This is a genomic window from Labrys sp. F242, assembly GCF_057813875.1.
Window position 1 is genome coordinate 2,755,602 of record NZ_JBVASG010000001.1, and the last position, 15,730, is coordinate 2,771,331.

9 protein-coding genes are annotated in these 15,730 nt (G+C 63.8%); 4 read left to right on the forward strand and 5 right to left on the reverse strand.

The window, feature by feature from the left end; all coding sequences use genetic code 11:
- Window positions 1–22: 22 nt before the first annotated feature.
- Together ACZYTC_RS12945 and ACZYTC_RS12950 are read right to left on the reverse strand one after the other, a co-directional pair.
- Window positions 23–4,792, reverse strand: coding sequence for a DUF3320 domain-containing protein (locus ACZYTC_RS12945; protein ID WP_488989741.1), 4,770 nt, complete (start codon window positions 4,790–4,792; stop codon window positions 23–25).
- Between the two features lie 146 nt (window positions 4,793–4,938).
- Window positions 4,939–6,723, reverse strand: coding sequence for an MFS transporter (locus ACZYTC_RS12950; protein ID WP_434955680.1), 1,785 nt, complete (start codon window positions 6,721–6,723; stop codon window positions 4,939–4,941).
- A gap of 501 nt (window positions 6,724–7,224) precedes the next feature.
- Between ACZYTC_RS12950 and ACZYTC_RS12955 the strand changes: the two genes are divergently transcribed.
- Window positions 7,225–9,213: an ABC transporter substrate-binding protein gene (locus tag ACZYTC_RS12955; RefSeq protein WP_488989742.1), complete on the forward strand. Its 1,989-nt coding sequence runs from the start codon at window positions 7,225–7,227 to the stop codon at window positions 9,211–9,213.
- Window positions 9,214–9,293: 80 nt separating this feature from the next.
- Here ACZYTC_RS12955 and ACZYTC_RS12960 read toward each other — a convergent pair whose 3' ends face one another.
- Complete coding sequence (locus ACZYTC_RS12960) at window positions 9,294–10,808, reverse strand: FAD-dependent oxidoreductase (protein ID WP_488990007.1); 1,515 nt, start codon at window positions 10,806–10,808, stop codon at window positions 9,294–9,296.
- Window positions 10,809–10,852: 44 nt separating this feature from the next.
- Here ACZYTC_RS12960 and ACZYTC_RS12965 point away from each other — a divergent pair, with 44 nt between their 5' ends.
- Both ACZYTC_RS12965 and ACZYTC_RS12970 read left to right on the forward strand, forming a co-directional pair.
- Entirely contained in the window at window positions 10,853–11,335 is a 483-nt protein-coding gene (locus ACZYTC_RS12965; protein ID WP_488989743.1) for a MarR family winged helix-turn-helix transcriptional regulator, read from the forward strand.
- 146 nt (window positions 11,336–11,481) lie between these two features.
- Window positions 11,482–12,009, forward strand: coding sequence for a DUF1697 domain-containing protein (locus ACZYTC_RS12970; RefSeq protein ID WP_488989744.1), 528 nt, complete (start codon window positions 11,482–11,484; stop codon window positions 12,007–12,009).
- A 27-nt stretch (window positions 12,010–12,036) separates the two neighbouring features.
- Here the strand turns inward: ACZYTC_RS12970 and ACZYTC_RS12975 are convergent, their stop codons facing one another.
- Window positions 12,037–12,417, reverse strand: a complete 381-nt coding sequence (locus ACZYTC_RS12975; protein WP_434955676.1) for a hypothetical protein — start codon at window positions 12,415–12,417, stop codon at window positions 12,037–12,039.
- 107 nt (window positions 12,418–12,524) lie between these two features.
- Window positions 12,525–13,922: a glycerophosphodiester phosphodiesterase family protein gene (locus ACZYTC_RS12980; protein WP_434955675.1), complete on the reverse strand. Its 1,398-nt coding sequence runs from the start codon at window positions 13,920–13,922 to the stop codon at window positions 12,525–12,527.
- Window positions 13,923–14,575: 653 nt separating this feature from the next.
- Between ACZYTC_RS12980 and ACZYTC_RS12985 the strand changes: the two genes are divergently transcribed.
- Entirely contained in the window at window positions 14,576–15,646 is a 1,071-nt protein-coding gene (locus tag ACZYTC_RS12985) for an ABC transporter substrate-binding protein (protein WP_434955674.1), read from the forward strand.
- The last annotated feature ends 84 nt before the right edge of the window (window positions 15,647–15,730 follow it).

The following is a 15,730-nucleotide window of genomic DNA, read 5'->3' on the forward strand; positions in this document are numbered from 1 at the left end:
TGCCAGCGCCGAAAGCAGGTCCTCAACCGCTGACGATCAGGTCATTCTGCAGCTTGAGCTGCCCCTTGAACAGCATCACCGTCAGCACGTCGTCGAGCCGCTCCTTCAGCACGGAACTGGTTGCCGCAAAGCCGAACAAGCGAGCCGCCGCCACGATCAGCGCGTCACGCGGCGCCCCGTAATTGGCGGCAATCACGGCTAGAAAGGCGGCTTCGACCTCTTCATCGGGTAGCATGTCGGGACGCCGGAGGCCGGCGCTATCCACCACGGAGCGATCACGCAGAACCACAGGGGCATCAGGCAGCTTGTAGAAGGGCCCGCCGACGATCTTGCTGGTGACGCGAGCGACGTCGATGCCGTCCTGCACCGCTTCGCGCACCCGGTTGCCGGCCCGGGCCAGGCCGAAGGAATCGCGGATGCGCGCCACGATCTCCTGTTCATGCACCGGCCCCTCGACCTCGACCACGCCGACCACATAAGCCGCCATGCGCGCCGTCGGCACCTCGTGCAGTTCCGCCGTGCCCGTCATGCTGAGGCGCGCCTCGACATAGGGACGCGCGGGCGAGGATGGCGCAGGCACCTCATCAGGCTCCGCCGGCGGCTCATCGGCCGGTGGCGGCAACGGCTCTTCCTCCGCCCCATTTTCCGGCTCGACCGACACGGCGAGTTCCTCATCCCGCTTGCGCCAGATCGCCCTCGCTTGGTCGATCGCGTCCTCGACCTTGCCGAGTTCCTCCCGCGGGCGCAGATACCAATCCGTCGACCAGATGCGATGGATCACCCAGCCCTGCCCTTCCAACACGTGCTGGCGCAGCCGGTCGCGGTCACGGGCCGACCGCGAGGCGTGATATTGGGCGCCGTCGCATTCGATGCCGAGCAGGAAGCGTTGCGGCCGATCGGGATCCACCACCGCGAGGTCGACGAAGAAGCCGGCGCTGCCGATCTGGTGCGCGATCTGATGGCCCCGCGCCCGCAACTGGCTGGCGACCTGCTCCTCGAACAGCGAATCGGGCGCCCTGCCGGTCTCGACGGGCTGATCGAGCCGGCCGGTCTCGGCGAAAGTAAGAAACAGCTTCAGCGCCACGACGCCGCGCGCATTGGCGCGCGCGAGATCGATATCCTCGCCGCGGAGGGAGGAGAAGACCTCGCAGCGATACTTCGCCCGCGAGATCAGCACATTGAGCCGCCGCTCGCCGCCGTCGAGATTGAGCGGGCCGAAGCTCATGGCGAGATACCCCTCGGCGCTGCGGCCATAGCCCACCGAAATGAAGATGACGTCGCGCTCGTCGCCCTGGATGTTCTCCAGATTCTTGACGAAAAAGGGCTCGTTGCCTTCCCGGTTGAAGAAAACCTCGGTCGTGGGATTGGCTTGCCGCAACAGTTCGAGTTCCTTGAGGATGGCCTGGCGCTGCGCCACCGAGAAGGTGGCCACCCCGAGTGACTGCGAGGCGCGATGGCGGGCATGCGCCATAATCGCCTGCGCCACGACCCTGGCCTCCTCGGCATTGGTGCGGCTGTTGCCGCGATCATAGACGGCCTTGGGGAGGTAGCGGAAGATCAAGCCCACCGCCTCCGCCCCCCCGGCGCCGCCACTGGGGAGGCGACCGCCGGCATGCGGGCTCGGCACCACCAGCAGGCGGTTATCGTAGAATTCGCGATTGGAAACGGCGATCAGCGACTGGTGCCGCGAGCGATAATGCCAGTTGAGCTGGCGATAGGACATGCCCTTGGCGAGGCAGAGATCAAGGACGCTTTCAGCATCGCTCGCCTTGAAGGTCTCTTCGTCCCCTTCCTCCTCCGGCGCCTCGCCGGTCAGCTTGGCGAAGAAGCGCGTCGGCGGCAATTGGCGCTCGTCGCCGACCACGACGATTTGGGACGCCCTTGCCGCCGCGCCGAGGGCGTCGACCGGCTCGACCTGGGAAGCTTCGTCGATGACCAGCAGATCGAAGGCGAGCGCTCCCGGCCTGAGAAACTGGCTGATGGAGAGCGGGCTCATCATCATCACCGGTTTGAGCTGCTGAATGGCAGGGCCGGCCTTGTCGAGCAGTTGCCGGATCGGCAGATGATTGCGCTTCTTCGCGAACTCGCCATTGAGCACGCCTAATGGCCCGATGCCGCCGGCCGAAGCCGGGCGTTCACGCAAATGCTTGAGGGCCACGCTCTCGCGCGCCAGGGCTATGCGGGCCCTGTCGAGCGAGCGAAAATGTTCGACCGTGCGGTTCTGCAATTCGCCGTCGAAACGCTTGAGATCGGGGTGCCGCGTGAAGACGTCCTCGCGCAAGGCCTCGTAATAGGTTCGCTCGAAGGTCGCCACCAGGCTGTCGCCCGGGATACGGCCGTCGAGCAAGCCGTCCACCAGACCGCCGAGGCCGGCCTCTCCAGCCACGCGGCAGCGATGGGTGAACGCAATCCAGCGGGTGATGCTTTCGAGATTGGCCAGCCAGAGGCGCAGTTGCCGCGCGAGGGCCGCAACCTCCAGGTCCGCACAATCGACGATGCCGTGACCGCCCTCCAGGTCGTAATCGAGGAAGTTGCTGAGTGCCTCCAGATCCTCGAACAGGCGCGGCACGCTTTGTACGATCACCGTACCCATGGCGCCGAGGTCCCGGCCGCGCGGCCGGGCAGCCAGCCGTTCCAGGAAATCACGCGCGAGCGCGGGATGGCGATGGTCCCGCCACCAATCGGTGATGGCTTGCAGCTTGTCCCAGTCGGACTTGTCGCCGGCCCAGAGTGTGCCGAAGGCGCGCGCGCCCAAATCTTTCTGGCTCTCGAAACGGCGGCGAATGTCCTGCGCCGAAATCATGCCGTCGAGAAGCTGGAGCCGCTTGGCGAGATCGCCGGGCATCTCGATGGCGAGCAAGGCCTTGAACTGGGCCTTGGCACTGCGATAGCCCCCGAAGAAGAAGCGCAGCAAGGACGCGCCGCGCGTGGCAAGTTCCTCGCGGATCGGCCGCAGATCCGCCGTCCAGGCTTCCGCCCGGTAGACCCGTGCCATCGCTTCGATAACCTTGCAATGGGCCCGTCCCAGAGCGACTAGTTCGCCGAGGGTGCCGGCGTCATCACGCCATAGCGATTGGGCGAGAAGGTGCCGGTCGGCATGGGCGGGCAGCGACGATGCCGCGCAGGTGGTGCGCCTGACGGCATCGAGATCGCGGATCGTCACGACTTCGAGCCCGAAATCCTGGATGACGCCGGTTGCGGCCTCTCCCACGGCTTCCAGATCCGCTTCGACGCTGCGCATCAGGCCGGCAAGGCGTTCGAGTTCGGCCGGATCGATGGCATCGCGCCTTACGCCGCGCCAGATGCTGGTGGCAGGGTCCCCCACCGTGGCGAGGCGCTCGGCGAGCTCCGCCATCAACTCCCGATTGGTGCGCGCCTGCTCGCCCGTCCACTGGCTGGCGCCCTCGACGGCAAAGCCGGCGAGCCCACCCGCCTCACGCAGGGCGACAAGCTGGCCCAGCAGCCGATAGGGACTGATGCCGCTCGGCCTTATCGGTTCATGCAGCATCGCCGCATGCCGGTTAAGATCAGCCTGAGTCTCGGCCAGGCGCAAAGTCACGCCAGGATCTTGGACGGCCGCTTTCTGGGCAAGCTCGCGCGTTCGCCGCAAATCCTCCAAAAGCAGGCGCTTATTGGCCTTGGTCGAGTGCAATTCGAGCGTCATCGGCCCGAGCCCGACCTGGCGCAACCGCCGATGCACCACGTCCAGCGCCGCCATCTTCTCCGCCACGAACAGCACTTTCCTGCCCTGCAGGGCGGCACCTGCAATGATGTTGGCGATGGTCTGGCTCTTGCCGGTGCCCGGCGGCCCCTTGATCACCAGATGGCGCCCGCGCAGCACTTCCTCGATGGCGACGGCCTGGGATGAATCGGCGTCCAGCACGTGATTGAGCGCCGGCGGCGGTATCACCGGATCGATGGGTTGACCATCGGGAACGATCGGCTCATGGGCCTCGAAGCCCTCCCCCAGCAGGGCCGCCACCGGCCCATGGTCGTGGATGGCGCTGCCGTCAGGCCAATTGTCCGGATCGAGGTCGCGATACATCAGGAATTTGGCGAAGGAGAAGAAGCCGAGCACCATCGCATCCGGCAACACCTCCCAGCGCGCCTTGCCGGAAACCGTCCTGGCGATCTCGGTGACATAGGCGGGAATATCGACTTCGTCCTCATCGAGAAAATCCTCGATCACCAAGCCGAAATCGCCACGCAACTTGGCCTGAATCGACAGATTGGGCGAAGCTGGCTCACCCCGCGCACGCAGGCTGAAACGCTCGGCGGCGCTGGAACGCTCGAGACGCACCGGCAGGAGCACGAGCGGGGCATGGCGCGCGATGTCGGATTTATCGTCCTCGTACCAGCGCAGCAGGCCGAAGGCGAGGTAGAGAATATTGACGCCCTGCTCCTCCTCGATAGTGCGGGCATCGTACCAGATATCGAACAAGCGCTTCTGCAGGGCTTCGGCGGCCAGGCGGGTCTGCAACCGGTTGGGTGCCGGTGCCACGGCCTCGCTGCTCGGCCTGGCGTCCACCGGGGCCGCCGGCGGAGCGGCGGTTATCTCCTCGATGGCCAGTTCGCCCTGTGCTGCCTCTTCCGGCTCGCGTCCGGGCAGAAAAGTGAGCGCCTTGCCGGCCGCCAGCAGTTCATAGGTCTCGGGGGCCCTCGCCTCGACGATTTCGATGGTGCGCACGCCCTTGGTCCGCATCGGCAGGTTGATCAGCCGATTGCGCAGGCCAAGATCGAGCAGAGCCTGCCGCTGTTCCAGCAGGCGCCTGCGCACCAAATTGTCAGACATTGATTCGAACCCCTCCATGGCCAGTTTATACTCGCGGAGGTTCGATTTTCCAGCGTGACACCGCTGGTTGGCGCGAAATACCTCACCAAAAAGGAAACGACGCGACACCGAGGCGCCGCGCCGTTTCCTGTCGTGTTGCGAGGCGATCAGGACGGGATGTTGTCGAGATCGCGATCCTTGGTTTCAGGCACGAAGAGCATGCCGACGATGAAGCCCACCGCCGCGACGACGATCGGATACCACAGGCCGTAATAGAGATCCCCGCTGGCCGCAACCATGGCGAAGATCACGAAGGGTACCAGGCCACCGAACCAGCCATTGCCGATATGGTAGGGCAAGGACATGCCGGTATAGCGGATGCGGGTGGGATAGAGTTCCACCAGGGCCGCCGCCATCGGGCCATAGACCAGGGTAACCAGGACGATAAGCGTGATCAGCATCAAAGCCAGCATCGGCTTGTTGATCCCGGCCGGATCGGCCGGCGCCATGGCATAGGTGGTGGCGGTCTTGTCGGTACCATCCGGGTTCTTGACGACGGCACCGCTGGCATCCTTCACAGGCGCCTGCTTTTCCGACACAGGATATTGGTGATCCTTCAAGGCCTTGTAGAGCGCCGTCGTGAACTCGGCCTTCTTGGCCTTGGCAGAGGCGGCATCAAGCCCCGTCGCGACATAGGACGGGATCACCGTATCGCCGATCTTCACCGATGCCGGCGTTCCCGGTGCGGCCGCCTCGTTGGTGTAGGACACCGAGCTCGAAGCCAGGAAATTCTTGGCGACGTCGCAGGAGGAGGTGAACTTGGCGGTGCCGATCGGGTCGAACTGCACCGAGCAATCGGCCGGGTCGGCGGTGACGGTGACGGCCGATTTGGCGAGCGCCGTCTCGAGCGCCGGATTGGCGTAGTGCGTGATGGCCTTGAAGATCGGCTGATAAAACACCGCTGCCAGGAGGAAGCCCAGCAGCATGATCCATTTGCGGCCGATCCTGTCGGACAGCCAGCCGAAGAACACGAAAAGTGGCAGGCCGACGACGAGGGCAACGCCCAGCAGCAGCGAGGCAGTGGTCAGGTCTACGCGCAAGGTCTTGGTCAGATACAGCAAGGCGTAGAACTGCCCCGAATACCAGACCACGGCCTCGCCCGCGACCATGCCGAACAAAGCGATCAGGCCGATCTTGAGATTGGACCACTTCAGGAAGGCTTCGCTCAACGGCGCCTTGGAGGTTGCCCCCTCCTCCTTCATCTTGACGAAGGACGGGCTCTCGGCGAGCTGCATTCGGATCCACACCGAAACCAGCAGCAGGATGATCGAGATCCAGAAGGGGATGCGCCAGCCCCAGGCGCTGAAGGCCGCCTCTGACATGTATTGCCGGATCAACAGGATAATGACCAGCGAGAGCAGGAGCCCGCCGGTCGCCGTTGCCTGGATCCAGCCCGTATAAAGGCCCCGCTTGTTGGCGGGCGCATGCTCGGCCACATAGGTCGCGGCCCCGCCATATTCGCCACCGAGAGCCAGGCCCTGTACGATACGCAGCGCAATCAGAATGGTGGGCGCGATGGCGCCGACGCCGAGATTTTGTTCGCACCACGCGTAGCTGGGCAGCAGGCCGACCAGAAAGGTCGAAGCGCCCATCAGCGTGATGGTGACGAGGAAGGTATATTTACGTCCGACCAGATCGCCGACGCGACCGAAGACGAGAGCGCCGAAGGGCCGGACGATGAAGCCCGCGGCCCAGGCCAGCAGCGTGGCGAGGAAGCTTGCAGTCTCGCTGAGCGAAGAAAAGAAATGGGCGGCAATATAGGTCGCCAATGAACCATAAATGAAGAAATCATACCATTCGAAAGCCGTGCCCAGAGAAGAGGCGAAGATAACCTTCTTGTCTTCCCTGCTCATCGGCGCCGAAGGGTCCACACTTGCCGTACTGACTGACATCGATGCTCTCCCCCGCCGGCCGGGCGCAGCCCAGCGAACCCGTGCCGGATGTCTTGTTTCCTCATCGGCCGTTGATCCGGTCCGTTGTCGGCTGTCGTGCCGGTGGACGATGCCTGAAGCGCAGGCTTCCTCAGACGATCATCACGCTGTTCAATCAAGCTTCGGCGCGCGCCGGCGACTCTGTCCGGAAAAACCGCACACCTCAAGCTCTGACGGTTTCATAGTTACTTGGCAGCGTCAAATCGTGATTCAAGTTATACTTAGCAACGTTAAGGCGTTTGGCTCCCCGGGCCGGGCATCTTGCTCACCGCCCCAATGCTACACCACCAAGAACACGATGCCGAAAGGCCCGCGCGCGGCTTTGCCCTTCTTGTCCCAGGCCGGACCATCCTGCCTCGGCCGCTACGTGTTACCGAGATGATTGTCGCTGCCGGGTGCGATGCCGTATCATACGCTACAACCTATAGTTGAGGTTATTCCGAACACCGAAAGGAACCCGCTATGCGGATGGCCTGGTTGACCTGCCTGCTCCTGGCGATAGGCCTTTCGACAGGAACACCGGCAGGGGCCCAGATCAAGCTCGGCGTGGCCGGCCCCATGACGGGACCGAACGCCGGCTTCGGCGAACAGATGCGAAAGGGCACCGAGGCGGCCGTGGCGGCCATCAACGCCAAGGGCGGCATCGCCGGGCAGCGGGTGGAGATCGTCATCGCCGACGACGCTTCCGATCCCCGACAGGGCGTGGCGGCCGCCAACAAGCTCGCGGCGCAGGGCGTCAAGCTGGTGGTGGGGCATTTCAACTCGGGCGTTACCATTCCGGCCTCGGAGGTCTATGCCGAGCACGGCATGCTCTTGATTTCCCCCTCCGCCACCAATCCGAAGGTGACCGAGCGCGGCCTGTGGAACGTCTTCCGTGTCGCTGGCCGCGACGATCGCCATGGTGGCGTCTGGGCCGACTATGCCGCCAAGAACTTCAAGGGCAAGAGGGTGGCGATCGTGCATGACAAGACCACCTATGGCCGGTTGCTGGCGGATAGCGCCCGCGATGCCTTCGTACGAGCGGGCTTCAAGCCGGTGCTGGAGGCCGGCGTCGATGTCGGCGAGAAGGACTATTCCGCCATCGTCGACCGGCTGGGCAAGGCACGAGCCGATCTCCTGCTCTGGGGAGGCCTTTACACCGAGGCAGGCCTTATTCTCAGGCAATTGCGCCAACGAGGCCAAAGGACCTTGCTGTTTTCCGGGGACGGCCTGGCCGGCAGCGAATTTCCCGTCATCGGCGGCGATGCCGTGATCGGCACGCTGATGACCTTCTCTCCCCAGCCCGGCAAGAACCCCGCGGCCGCAGACGTCATCCGTACCGCACCCGACCTCTCGGAAGGCTACGCACTCTATGCTTATGCCGCGGTACAGGTCTTCCAGCAGGCGGCCAAACAGGCCCGAACGCCCGATCCGCAGCGCATGGCGGAGGTGATGCATGGTGGCGAGGCATTCCACACCGTACTCGGCGACATCGCCTTCGACGCCAAGGGCGACCGTACCACGCCCGATCTGATCGTCTATCGCTGGCAGAAGGGTGGCGACGGCACTATCACCTATGAGCCGGTCGAACCGCAGGCCCCGCTTGCGGTCGCCGACGCCCTGCCGGAAAATGCCGGCGATACGATCGAAATGGCGCAGGACGCGTCCAAGCCCGCGCCTGTTATCGAGACGCCTGCCGTTGCCAAAACCACTCCCATCGTCAAGACTGTTCCTGCTGCCAACACGACCGCCGCCACCGCCGGCCAAGCGCCTCGCCGCGTCGCATTGGTCATCGGCAATTCGGCCTACCGTTCGGTGTCCCAGCTGCCGAACACCCTGCGCGATGCCGACCTTATCGGGCAGGCGCTGCACCAGACCGGAGTGGACGACGTCACGGTTGCGCACGACCTCGATCGCGCCGGCATGATCGCGGCGCTGAAAGCCTTTGCGCGCAAGGCCGACCAATCGGACTGGGCCGTCATCTACTATGCCGGTCACGGCATCGAAGTGGACAACAAGAACTATCTGATCCCGCTGGACGCCGTACTCGAATCCGATCGCGACGTTCCTGACGAGGCCGTCCCGCTGGAGCGGGTGATGAGTTCGCTGGATGGTGCGCGCAAGCTCAAGCTGGTGGTGCTCGATGCCTGTCGCAACAATCCCTTCATCGCTCAGATGAAGCTGAGCGTGGCGAGCCGTTCGATCGATCGCGGGCTTTCGCGCGTGGAGCCGGCCGGCGCCACCCTGGTGGTTTATTCTGCAAAGGAAGGTACGACGGCTGCCGACGGCGATCAGGCCAACAGCCCCTTCGCCCTCTCCCTTGCCAAGCGCCTGGTCGAGCCGGGCGTGGAGATCAACAAGATCTTCCGCTTCGTCCGGCAGGACGTGCTCGATATCACGGGCAACCGGCAGGAACCCTATGTCTACGGCTCGCTGCCACCCGCGGATTTCTTCTTCGTCTCACCACAATAAGGCCTTGGCCGGGGCGGCGAGGTCCATGCGGCCGGCCGGGCTGGCCGACCCCGACCAGCTCGCCCTTGCACTGCCATGGGTCATGGCTGCGCTTGTTCCGGCCGGCCGAGGCCCACCTCCTCAAGATAGCGCTCCAGCAGCGCCATTTCGGAAGAAGCAAGGATGGCCCCGACATAGCCATCGGGCCGCACGAGCACCCAGTCTCCCGGCATGAGGGCGTAGATGCCACCGACATGGCCGGCGTGATCGACGATGCCGCCCTGCTCGCCGACGCCGTGGATATGCAGCCCGCGACGCGATGGCAGGGCTGTTGGATTGCCCTCATACACGAGCAACGTCCAGTGCGGTCCCTTGAACAAGTCAAACAAGCGCAGGGGCTGACCGGCCGCGCCCCGGACCGGGGCATCCGGCGCACGATCCCCCGCAAGCACGCCACCCCGTCGTGTCGGCCGCTCGATCGCCAGCGACGACTTGGGATAGCCGATGTCGAGCTGCTGCGTCTCGCGGCCACGCCGTATCTCGCCGCGCTTGAGATCATCCAGCAGACTTGTCGAAAGGCCGAGCATGGCTGCGGCTACAGGGCGCCGCTCCTCCTCATAGGTATCGAGCAGCTGGTCGCGGGCGCCAGCCAGAACAGCTGCCAGCTTCCAGCCGAGATTATAGGCATCCTGAACGCTGGTATTGAGCCCCTGCCCGCCGGTCGGAGGGTGCGTATGCGCCGCATCCCCAACCAGGAATATGCTGCCGACGCGATACTGATCGGCCAGCCGGGCGTTCATGGCGAAAGCCGAAGCCCAGGAGACGGATCCCACCTGGATATCGTCCCGGCCGGTGCGTTGGGCGACCATGGCATTCAGCCCCTCGGCGGAGAGATCGACGTCGCCTTCAAGTGGAACCGGTCCCTGTATCTGGAAAAGGTCGGTTCCCGCGAGCGGACAAAGCGAGATCTGCCGCTGCATGTCCTTGTCCCCGAAACGATGCCAGACATCCCGGTTCAAACCGGTCAGGGAAACGTCGGCGACGATGGCGCGAACGCCGAGCGTCCTGCCCGGGAAGCCCAGGTCGAGCGCCTGGCGCACGAAACTGCGGCCGCCATCGGCGCCGACAAGCCAGCGCACGCGAATGCTCTCTTCGCCCGCCCTGCGGGCGATCCGCATCGATACACCGGCCTCGTCCTGGTCAAGGCCAACCAGCTCAGATCCAAATTCAGGGCGATGTCCCAATTCTGCAAGACGTTCGCGCAGGATGCTCTCGGTCATGAACTGCGGCAGCATCAACGGGGTGCGATACGGTTCGGCCGGTATCGGGGCCTGCTGCTCCATGAGCTCGGAATCGCTGTGACTGCCGTCATCGTGATAGTGGCGCTGCCGCGGATAGGGTCCGCCCGCCGCCGCGATCCGATCCAAAACTCCGAGGTCCTCGAAGATCTCCAGTGTTCTCGGTTGGATCCCCTTGCCGCGCGACCCGTGGAACGGCTTGTCCATTTTTTCGATCAGCCGGAAGGGCACCCCACGCCGCGCGAGGTCGATAGCCAGCGTCAACCCAGCCGCCCCTGCCCCGCAAATGAGAACGTCAACTGCAAAATGCTTTGTCATGGCCTGCTCCATATGTGTAATATGCACATAATAGGAGACCGAATATGTCGTCAACCAACAATGTGCAAAATACACATATTAGCTCGCTGCTGCGCGAGCTTCACGGCGCTCTGGTTGACATCGTCAGCGTGATGAACCGCCCCCAGCGTGACGAGGCGATGGTGCGGGCAGCCGGCATCTCTCTCGATCGCGCTCTGTTTCCGTTGCTGGTCATGGTGGAGCGGCTCGGCCCGATCGGCGTGGTGGAACTGGCCGACCGCGTGGGGCGCGACTACACGACAGTCAGCCGGCAGGTGGCAAAACTGGAGAGCCTCGGCCTGGTGGATCGTCAGGGCAGCATTGCCGATCGACGTATTCGCGAGGCGACCATCACGCCCAAAGGCAAGGCGATGACCGATCTGGTCGATGCCGCTCGCGAGAAGATGGGCCGTGCGATCTTTGCCGGATGGGAGGACAGCGACTTTAGCGAACTCGTGCGGCTCATGCGCAGATTTGCGGACGACATCACGGCGACTTCCCCGGAATGACCTACGGGATACCTGCCACTCCATGATCGAATTGGCTTGACCGCACACACGAAGCCAGTGCTGAAATCGCCGATATCATCCCCCCCAATTGCATCGAGTCTGGCTTATAGCCCGACATCGTGCGTTCCCCGACCGAGGGCCCGATCATGCGCTACATCGCCTTGCTGCGCGCCATCAATGTCGGGGGAAACTCGACGATCAAGATGGCCGAACTGCGCGCCCTCGGCGAAAGCCTCGGCTTCATCGGGGTGACAACCCTGCTGCAGAGCGGGAACCTCACCTTCGAGGCCGGCGAGGCAGCGGTGCCGGATCTGGAGCAGCGCTGGGAACAGGCTGTCGCCGAGAGCTTCGGCGTCCCGGCCGCCTTCATGATCCGCACCATGCCGGAATGGCAGGCCCTGATCGCAGCCAATCCCTTCCAGATCGAGGCAGAAGCGCACCCCGCCCAGTTGCTCGCCCTTCCCAGCAAGGGCGAGATTGCCGGCCCCGCGCTCGCTTCCTTGCGCGCGGCGATCCAGGGGCGCGAACGCATCGCCGCCAGTGAGCGCTGTCTCTATGCCCATTACCCGGACGGCATCGGCCGCTCCAAGCTCACCACCAAGCTGATCGAGCGCCATCTCGGTACGCTGGTGACCGGCCGCAACTGGAACACGGTCTTGAAACTGGCCGTGTAACGTTGCTGCGCAGGACAGCCAAAATCATCATCCACCCACCCGGCTGTTCAAGGCAGCCAGCAGGCTCGACAGGGCTGCCCGCGCTCGGACCGGGCTGCGCTCGCTGCCACGCAATTCCGCGCCTGCCCGCATGATCGCCTGATCGATCAGCCGCCAAAGTCTGCCGTCCCAGGGCTTCACATGGATCTCGGCATTTTGCCAGACCGCCTCGAAATCGCCGATCCGCTTCTCGGCGGCCTCCAGATCTTCCTTCGAAGCCAGCGCGATCGTTTCGGTCGCCATGACCTCGAGCATCAGGAGGTCCTGCCACGGATTGGCAACAACCGTCACCGGCTTGGGCGTGGAAACCAGCACCGGCAGGGCAGCCAAGGGAGCGAGCAGCCAAAGGCAGAGGAAATAGATCCGCATGTCGAAGGTCCAGAGCGCGATGCCGTTCCGCCCGCGCTCGGGGGATCTTGCTAGATCGGGATTACGCCGACATTGCCGCTTTCATACGGATTTGTGATGGCGGTTTCCTACCAACCGAGTTCGCGCAGATACGCGGCGCGGGCACCGACGCCCGTATGGGTGAAATCGGTAAAGACGCCATCCACGCCCAGGCGGAAGAACTTCAGATATTCCAGGCTCGGATCTCCGCGATAGTCGGCGGCCAGATATTTCTTCTCGTTCCGGAAAGTGAAGACATGCACGAACAGGCCCGCCTTGTGCGCGTCGGCGACGAGGCTGGTCGGATCCTGGGTCGAAGCATCAGGCGTCGATCCCTTGAAGGGTGTGCCATCGGCATTGATTTCCTTCCAGGGCGAGATCTTGAGCGAGACGATCTGAGGCTTCCAGGGACCGATGCCGTCGGCATAGCTCTTGATCTCCGCCAGGCCCGTCGGGCTCAGCATGGCGTCGAACCAGCGCGGGTCGCCCGAGACGGTCCAATCGAAGGGGCGGGAATTGGTGATGTCGTCATAGAGGACCTTGCCGGTCTTGAAGTCGATGCCATCCCCATCGATGAGCTGGACCTGCCGGGTCTCCAGACCGTGCTTGCGCATATATTTCAGGCTGCTCGGCTCAAAGCTCTGCACCAGGATGGGGGCTTCCTTGGTGTTGAGGCCATTGTCCTTGATGATCTTGATCAGGGCATCTTCGAGCGGACGGCTGCCCGGCGCGCCGCAGCCATTGGCGATGGCCTGCGCATTGTTCCAGGATGGGTTCTTGGTTTCCGGATAGACGGCGATCGGGCGTCCGGTTTCCTTGCTCTTGGCCTTGGCGATGTCGATGACCTCCTGGAAGCTGAGGATCGGGAACTTGCCGTTGAACACCTTCGGCCGCTCATTGGCCGCGTCATAGGTGGTGCCGGCGATCCAATTCTTCAGCTCGGCCATGGTGAAATCGGTGATCGACCAATCATTGGTATGGTCTTCGCCGTCGACAACCAGGGACTTCAGCACCGATTGGGGATTGGCCGGATCGGTCAGGTCGGTGAGGTATTCGGCAGGTCCGCTGGTCGGCGACTGGGGCCATTTCACCTTGACCGTGACCCCGGGCACCGTGCGTTTGCGGGCGGCGACCTCAGCATTGGTCTTGGCCACCTCCGCAACGTTGGTATTGTCGCTCAGCCAGGGATTGTGGCGCGCCACCAGCACGCAATCCTTGGTCAAATGCAGATCCTCTTCCAGCGCATCCGTCCCGAGGGCCGCGGCCAGATCATAGGAAGCCTCCGTCTCTTCCGGCGCGAGGCCCGGCAGGCCACGATGTCCGATGACCAGCGGCGGCTTGCCGTCGAGGGTCAGAAAAGACTTGGCGCCTGTCGGTGCGCTAGCGGTTTGAGCAAGGACTGCCGAAGACGGGGCCATGCCCACGGCGGCAGCGCCGAGCAAAGCCACACCGACAAGAGCATTCCATCTCGCGCAACCAAATTTCATGACCGGATCTCCACCCTTTGCTCGCCATCGCCCCTGAATGCCCGCCCCTATGTTCTTGTCGTAATTTTCTGACAACCGGATGACCGGTGAAGCAAGTCGACGAGAACCACGCCGTGCCATGTCCGGCCGAAACACGGACGCATCATTTTTGACCCGCAACGGGCCCCGGCTGGGAAGACAGCCGGATCTGCGCCTCAGCGATCAAAAAAGTATCACCACAACCCGTGAAACGTGGTGGCACGTAGTTTCCCCAACGGGTTAGCTTAATGGGACTGGAGAGCCATTGGCTCGACGGCAAGAGCGGCAGGGTCAAGCCGGCCGCATTTGGGGGAGACGGTCATGCCCAGGGATCCGAAACCGGCCCGGGAGAGGCGCTGCGAGCATTATCGCCAATCCACGTCATGCCGGCTCGAAACGAGATCACGCGCCAGCGCTCCCAATCACCCTGCTTCTTCCAGTTGACCATGGTCCCGCGGCAAGCCGGGTCTGACGCGCCGATCAAAAAATAGCAGCGCCTTGGTACCCTGCGGCCAGCCAATGCGTTGTACCGCCAAGCTCCATCCCGGAACGCGGCGGACACCAGACCAATCTCGGCCGCGCAACGTCACCATCGATCATTCGAACAATCATAAAGTCCTAGGGAGAAAGCCCGAATGAAACTCACATCCTTGAAATCGACCGGCATCGCCGTCCTCGCCCTGTCCCTGCTTGGCAGCGCCTCTGCCCTGGCGCAGGACGCCGCCGTCAAGGACGCCACCGTGGCGTTCCTCATGCCCGATCAGGGCTCGACCCGCTATGAAGAACATGATCATCCCGGCTTCGTCGCCCAGATGAAGAAGCTGTGCGAGAGCTGCAAGGTACTCTACCAGAACGCCGACGCCAGCATCTCCAAGCAGCAGCAGCAGTTCAACTCGGTGATCACGCAGGGTGCCAAGGTCATCGTGCTCGATCCGGTCGACTCGGCCGCCGCGGCCTCCATGGTCAAGCAGGCCCAGAGCCAGGGCATCAAGGTCATCGCCTATGACCGCCCCATCCCCGACGCCAAGGCCGATTTCTACGTGTCCTTCGACAATAAGGCGATCGGCAAGGCCATTGCCGAATCCCTGGTCGAGCATCTGAAGGCGACGAAGGCGCCGACCGAGGACACCGGCGTGCTGCAGATCAACGGCTCGCCGACCGACGCCGCCGCCCGGCTGATCCGCGACGGCATCCATGAGGGCCTGAAGAGCGGCGGCTACAAGACCCTGGCCGAATTCGACACGCCCAACTGGCTGCCTTCAAACGCCCAGCAATGGGCCAGTGGCCAGATCTCGCGCTTCAGCAAGAAGATCGTCGGCGTGGTCGCTGCCAATGACGGCACCGGTGGCGGCGCGATCGCAGCCTTCAAGGCGGCCGGCTTCGACCCCGTGCCGCCCGTCACCGGCAATGATGCCACCCTCGCTGCCCTGCAGTTGATCATTGCCGGCGACCAGTACAATACCATCTCCAAACCGAGCGAGATCGTCGCCGCCGCCGCCGCCGATGTCGCCTTCGAACTCCTTGGCGGCAAGACCCCCAAGGCTGAGGCCACCCTGTTCGACACGCCCTCCAAGCTGTTCGTGCCGGTCATCGTGACCTCCGAGAACCTGAAGGCGGAGATCATCGACAAGAAGATCGCCACGGCAGATCAGCTCTGCGGCGGACGCTATGCCGAAGGCTGCAAGAAGCTCGGCATCACACAGTAAGCATGCCATCGCCCTCCCGGCCGCCCCGAGCGGCCGGGAGATCGCGGCTGCCCACACAGTCTCCGGCTGTATACATTGACGGAT

Excerpts from the sequence above, each read along its gene's own strand:
- ACZYTC_RS12945 (WP_488989741.1), bottom strand. The coding sequence starts at position 4,792 with ATGTCTGACAATTTGGTGCGCAGGCGCCTGCTGGAACAGCGGCAGGCT.
- ACZYTC_RS12950 (WP_434955680.1), bottom strand. The coding sequence starts at position 6,723 with ATGTCAGTCAGTACGGCAAGTGTGGACCCTTCGGCGCCGATGAGCAGG.
- ACZYTC_RS12955 (WP_488989742.1), top strand. The coding sequence starts at position 7,225 with ATGCGGATGGCCTGGTTGACCTGCCTGCTCCTGGCGATAGGCCTTTCG.
- ACZYTC_RS12960 (WP_488990007.1), bottom strand. The coding sequence starts at position 10,808 with ATGACAAAGCATTTTGCAGTTGACGTTCTCATTTGCGGGGCAGGGGCG.
- ACZYTC_RS12965 (WP_488989743.1), top strand. The coding sequence starts at position 10,853 with ATGTCGTCAACCAACAATGTGCAAAATACACATATTAGCTCGCTGCTG.
- ACZYTC_RS12970 (WP_488989744.1), top strand. The coding sequence starts at position 11,482 with ATGCGCTACATCGCCTTGCTGCGCGCCATCAATGTCGGGGGAAACTCG.
- ACZYTC_RS12975 (WP_434955676.1), bottom strand. The coding sequence starts at position 12,417 with ATGCGGATCTATTTCCTCTGCCTTTGGCTGCTCGCTCCCTTGGCTGCC.
- ACZYTC_RS12980 (WP_434955675.1), bottom strand. The coding sequence starts at position 13,922 with ATGAAATTTGGTTGCGCGAGATGGAATGCTCTTGTCGGTGTGGCTTTG.
- ACZYTC_RS12985 (WP_434955674.1), top strand. The coding sequence starts at position 14,576 with ATGAAACTCACATCCTTGAAATCGACCGGCATCGCCGTCCTCGCCCTG.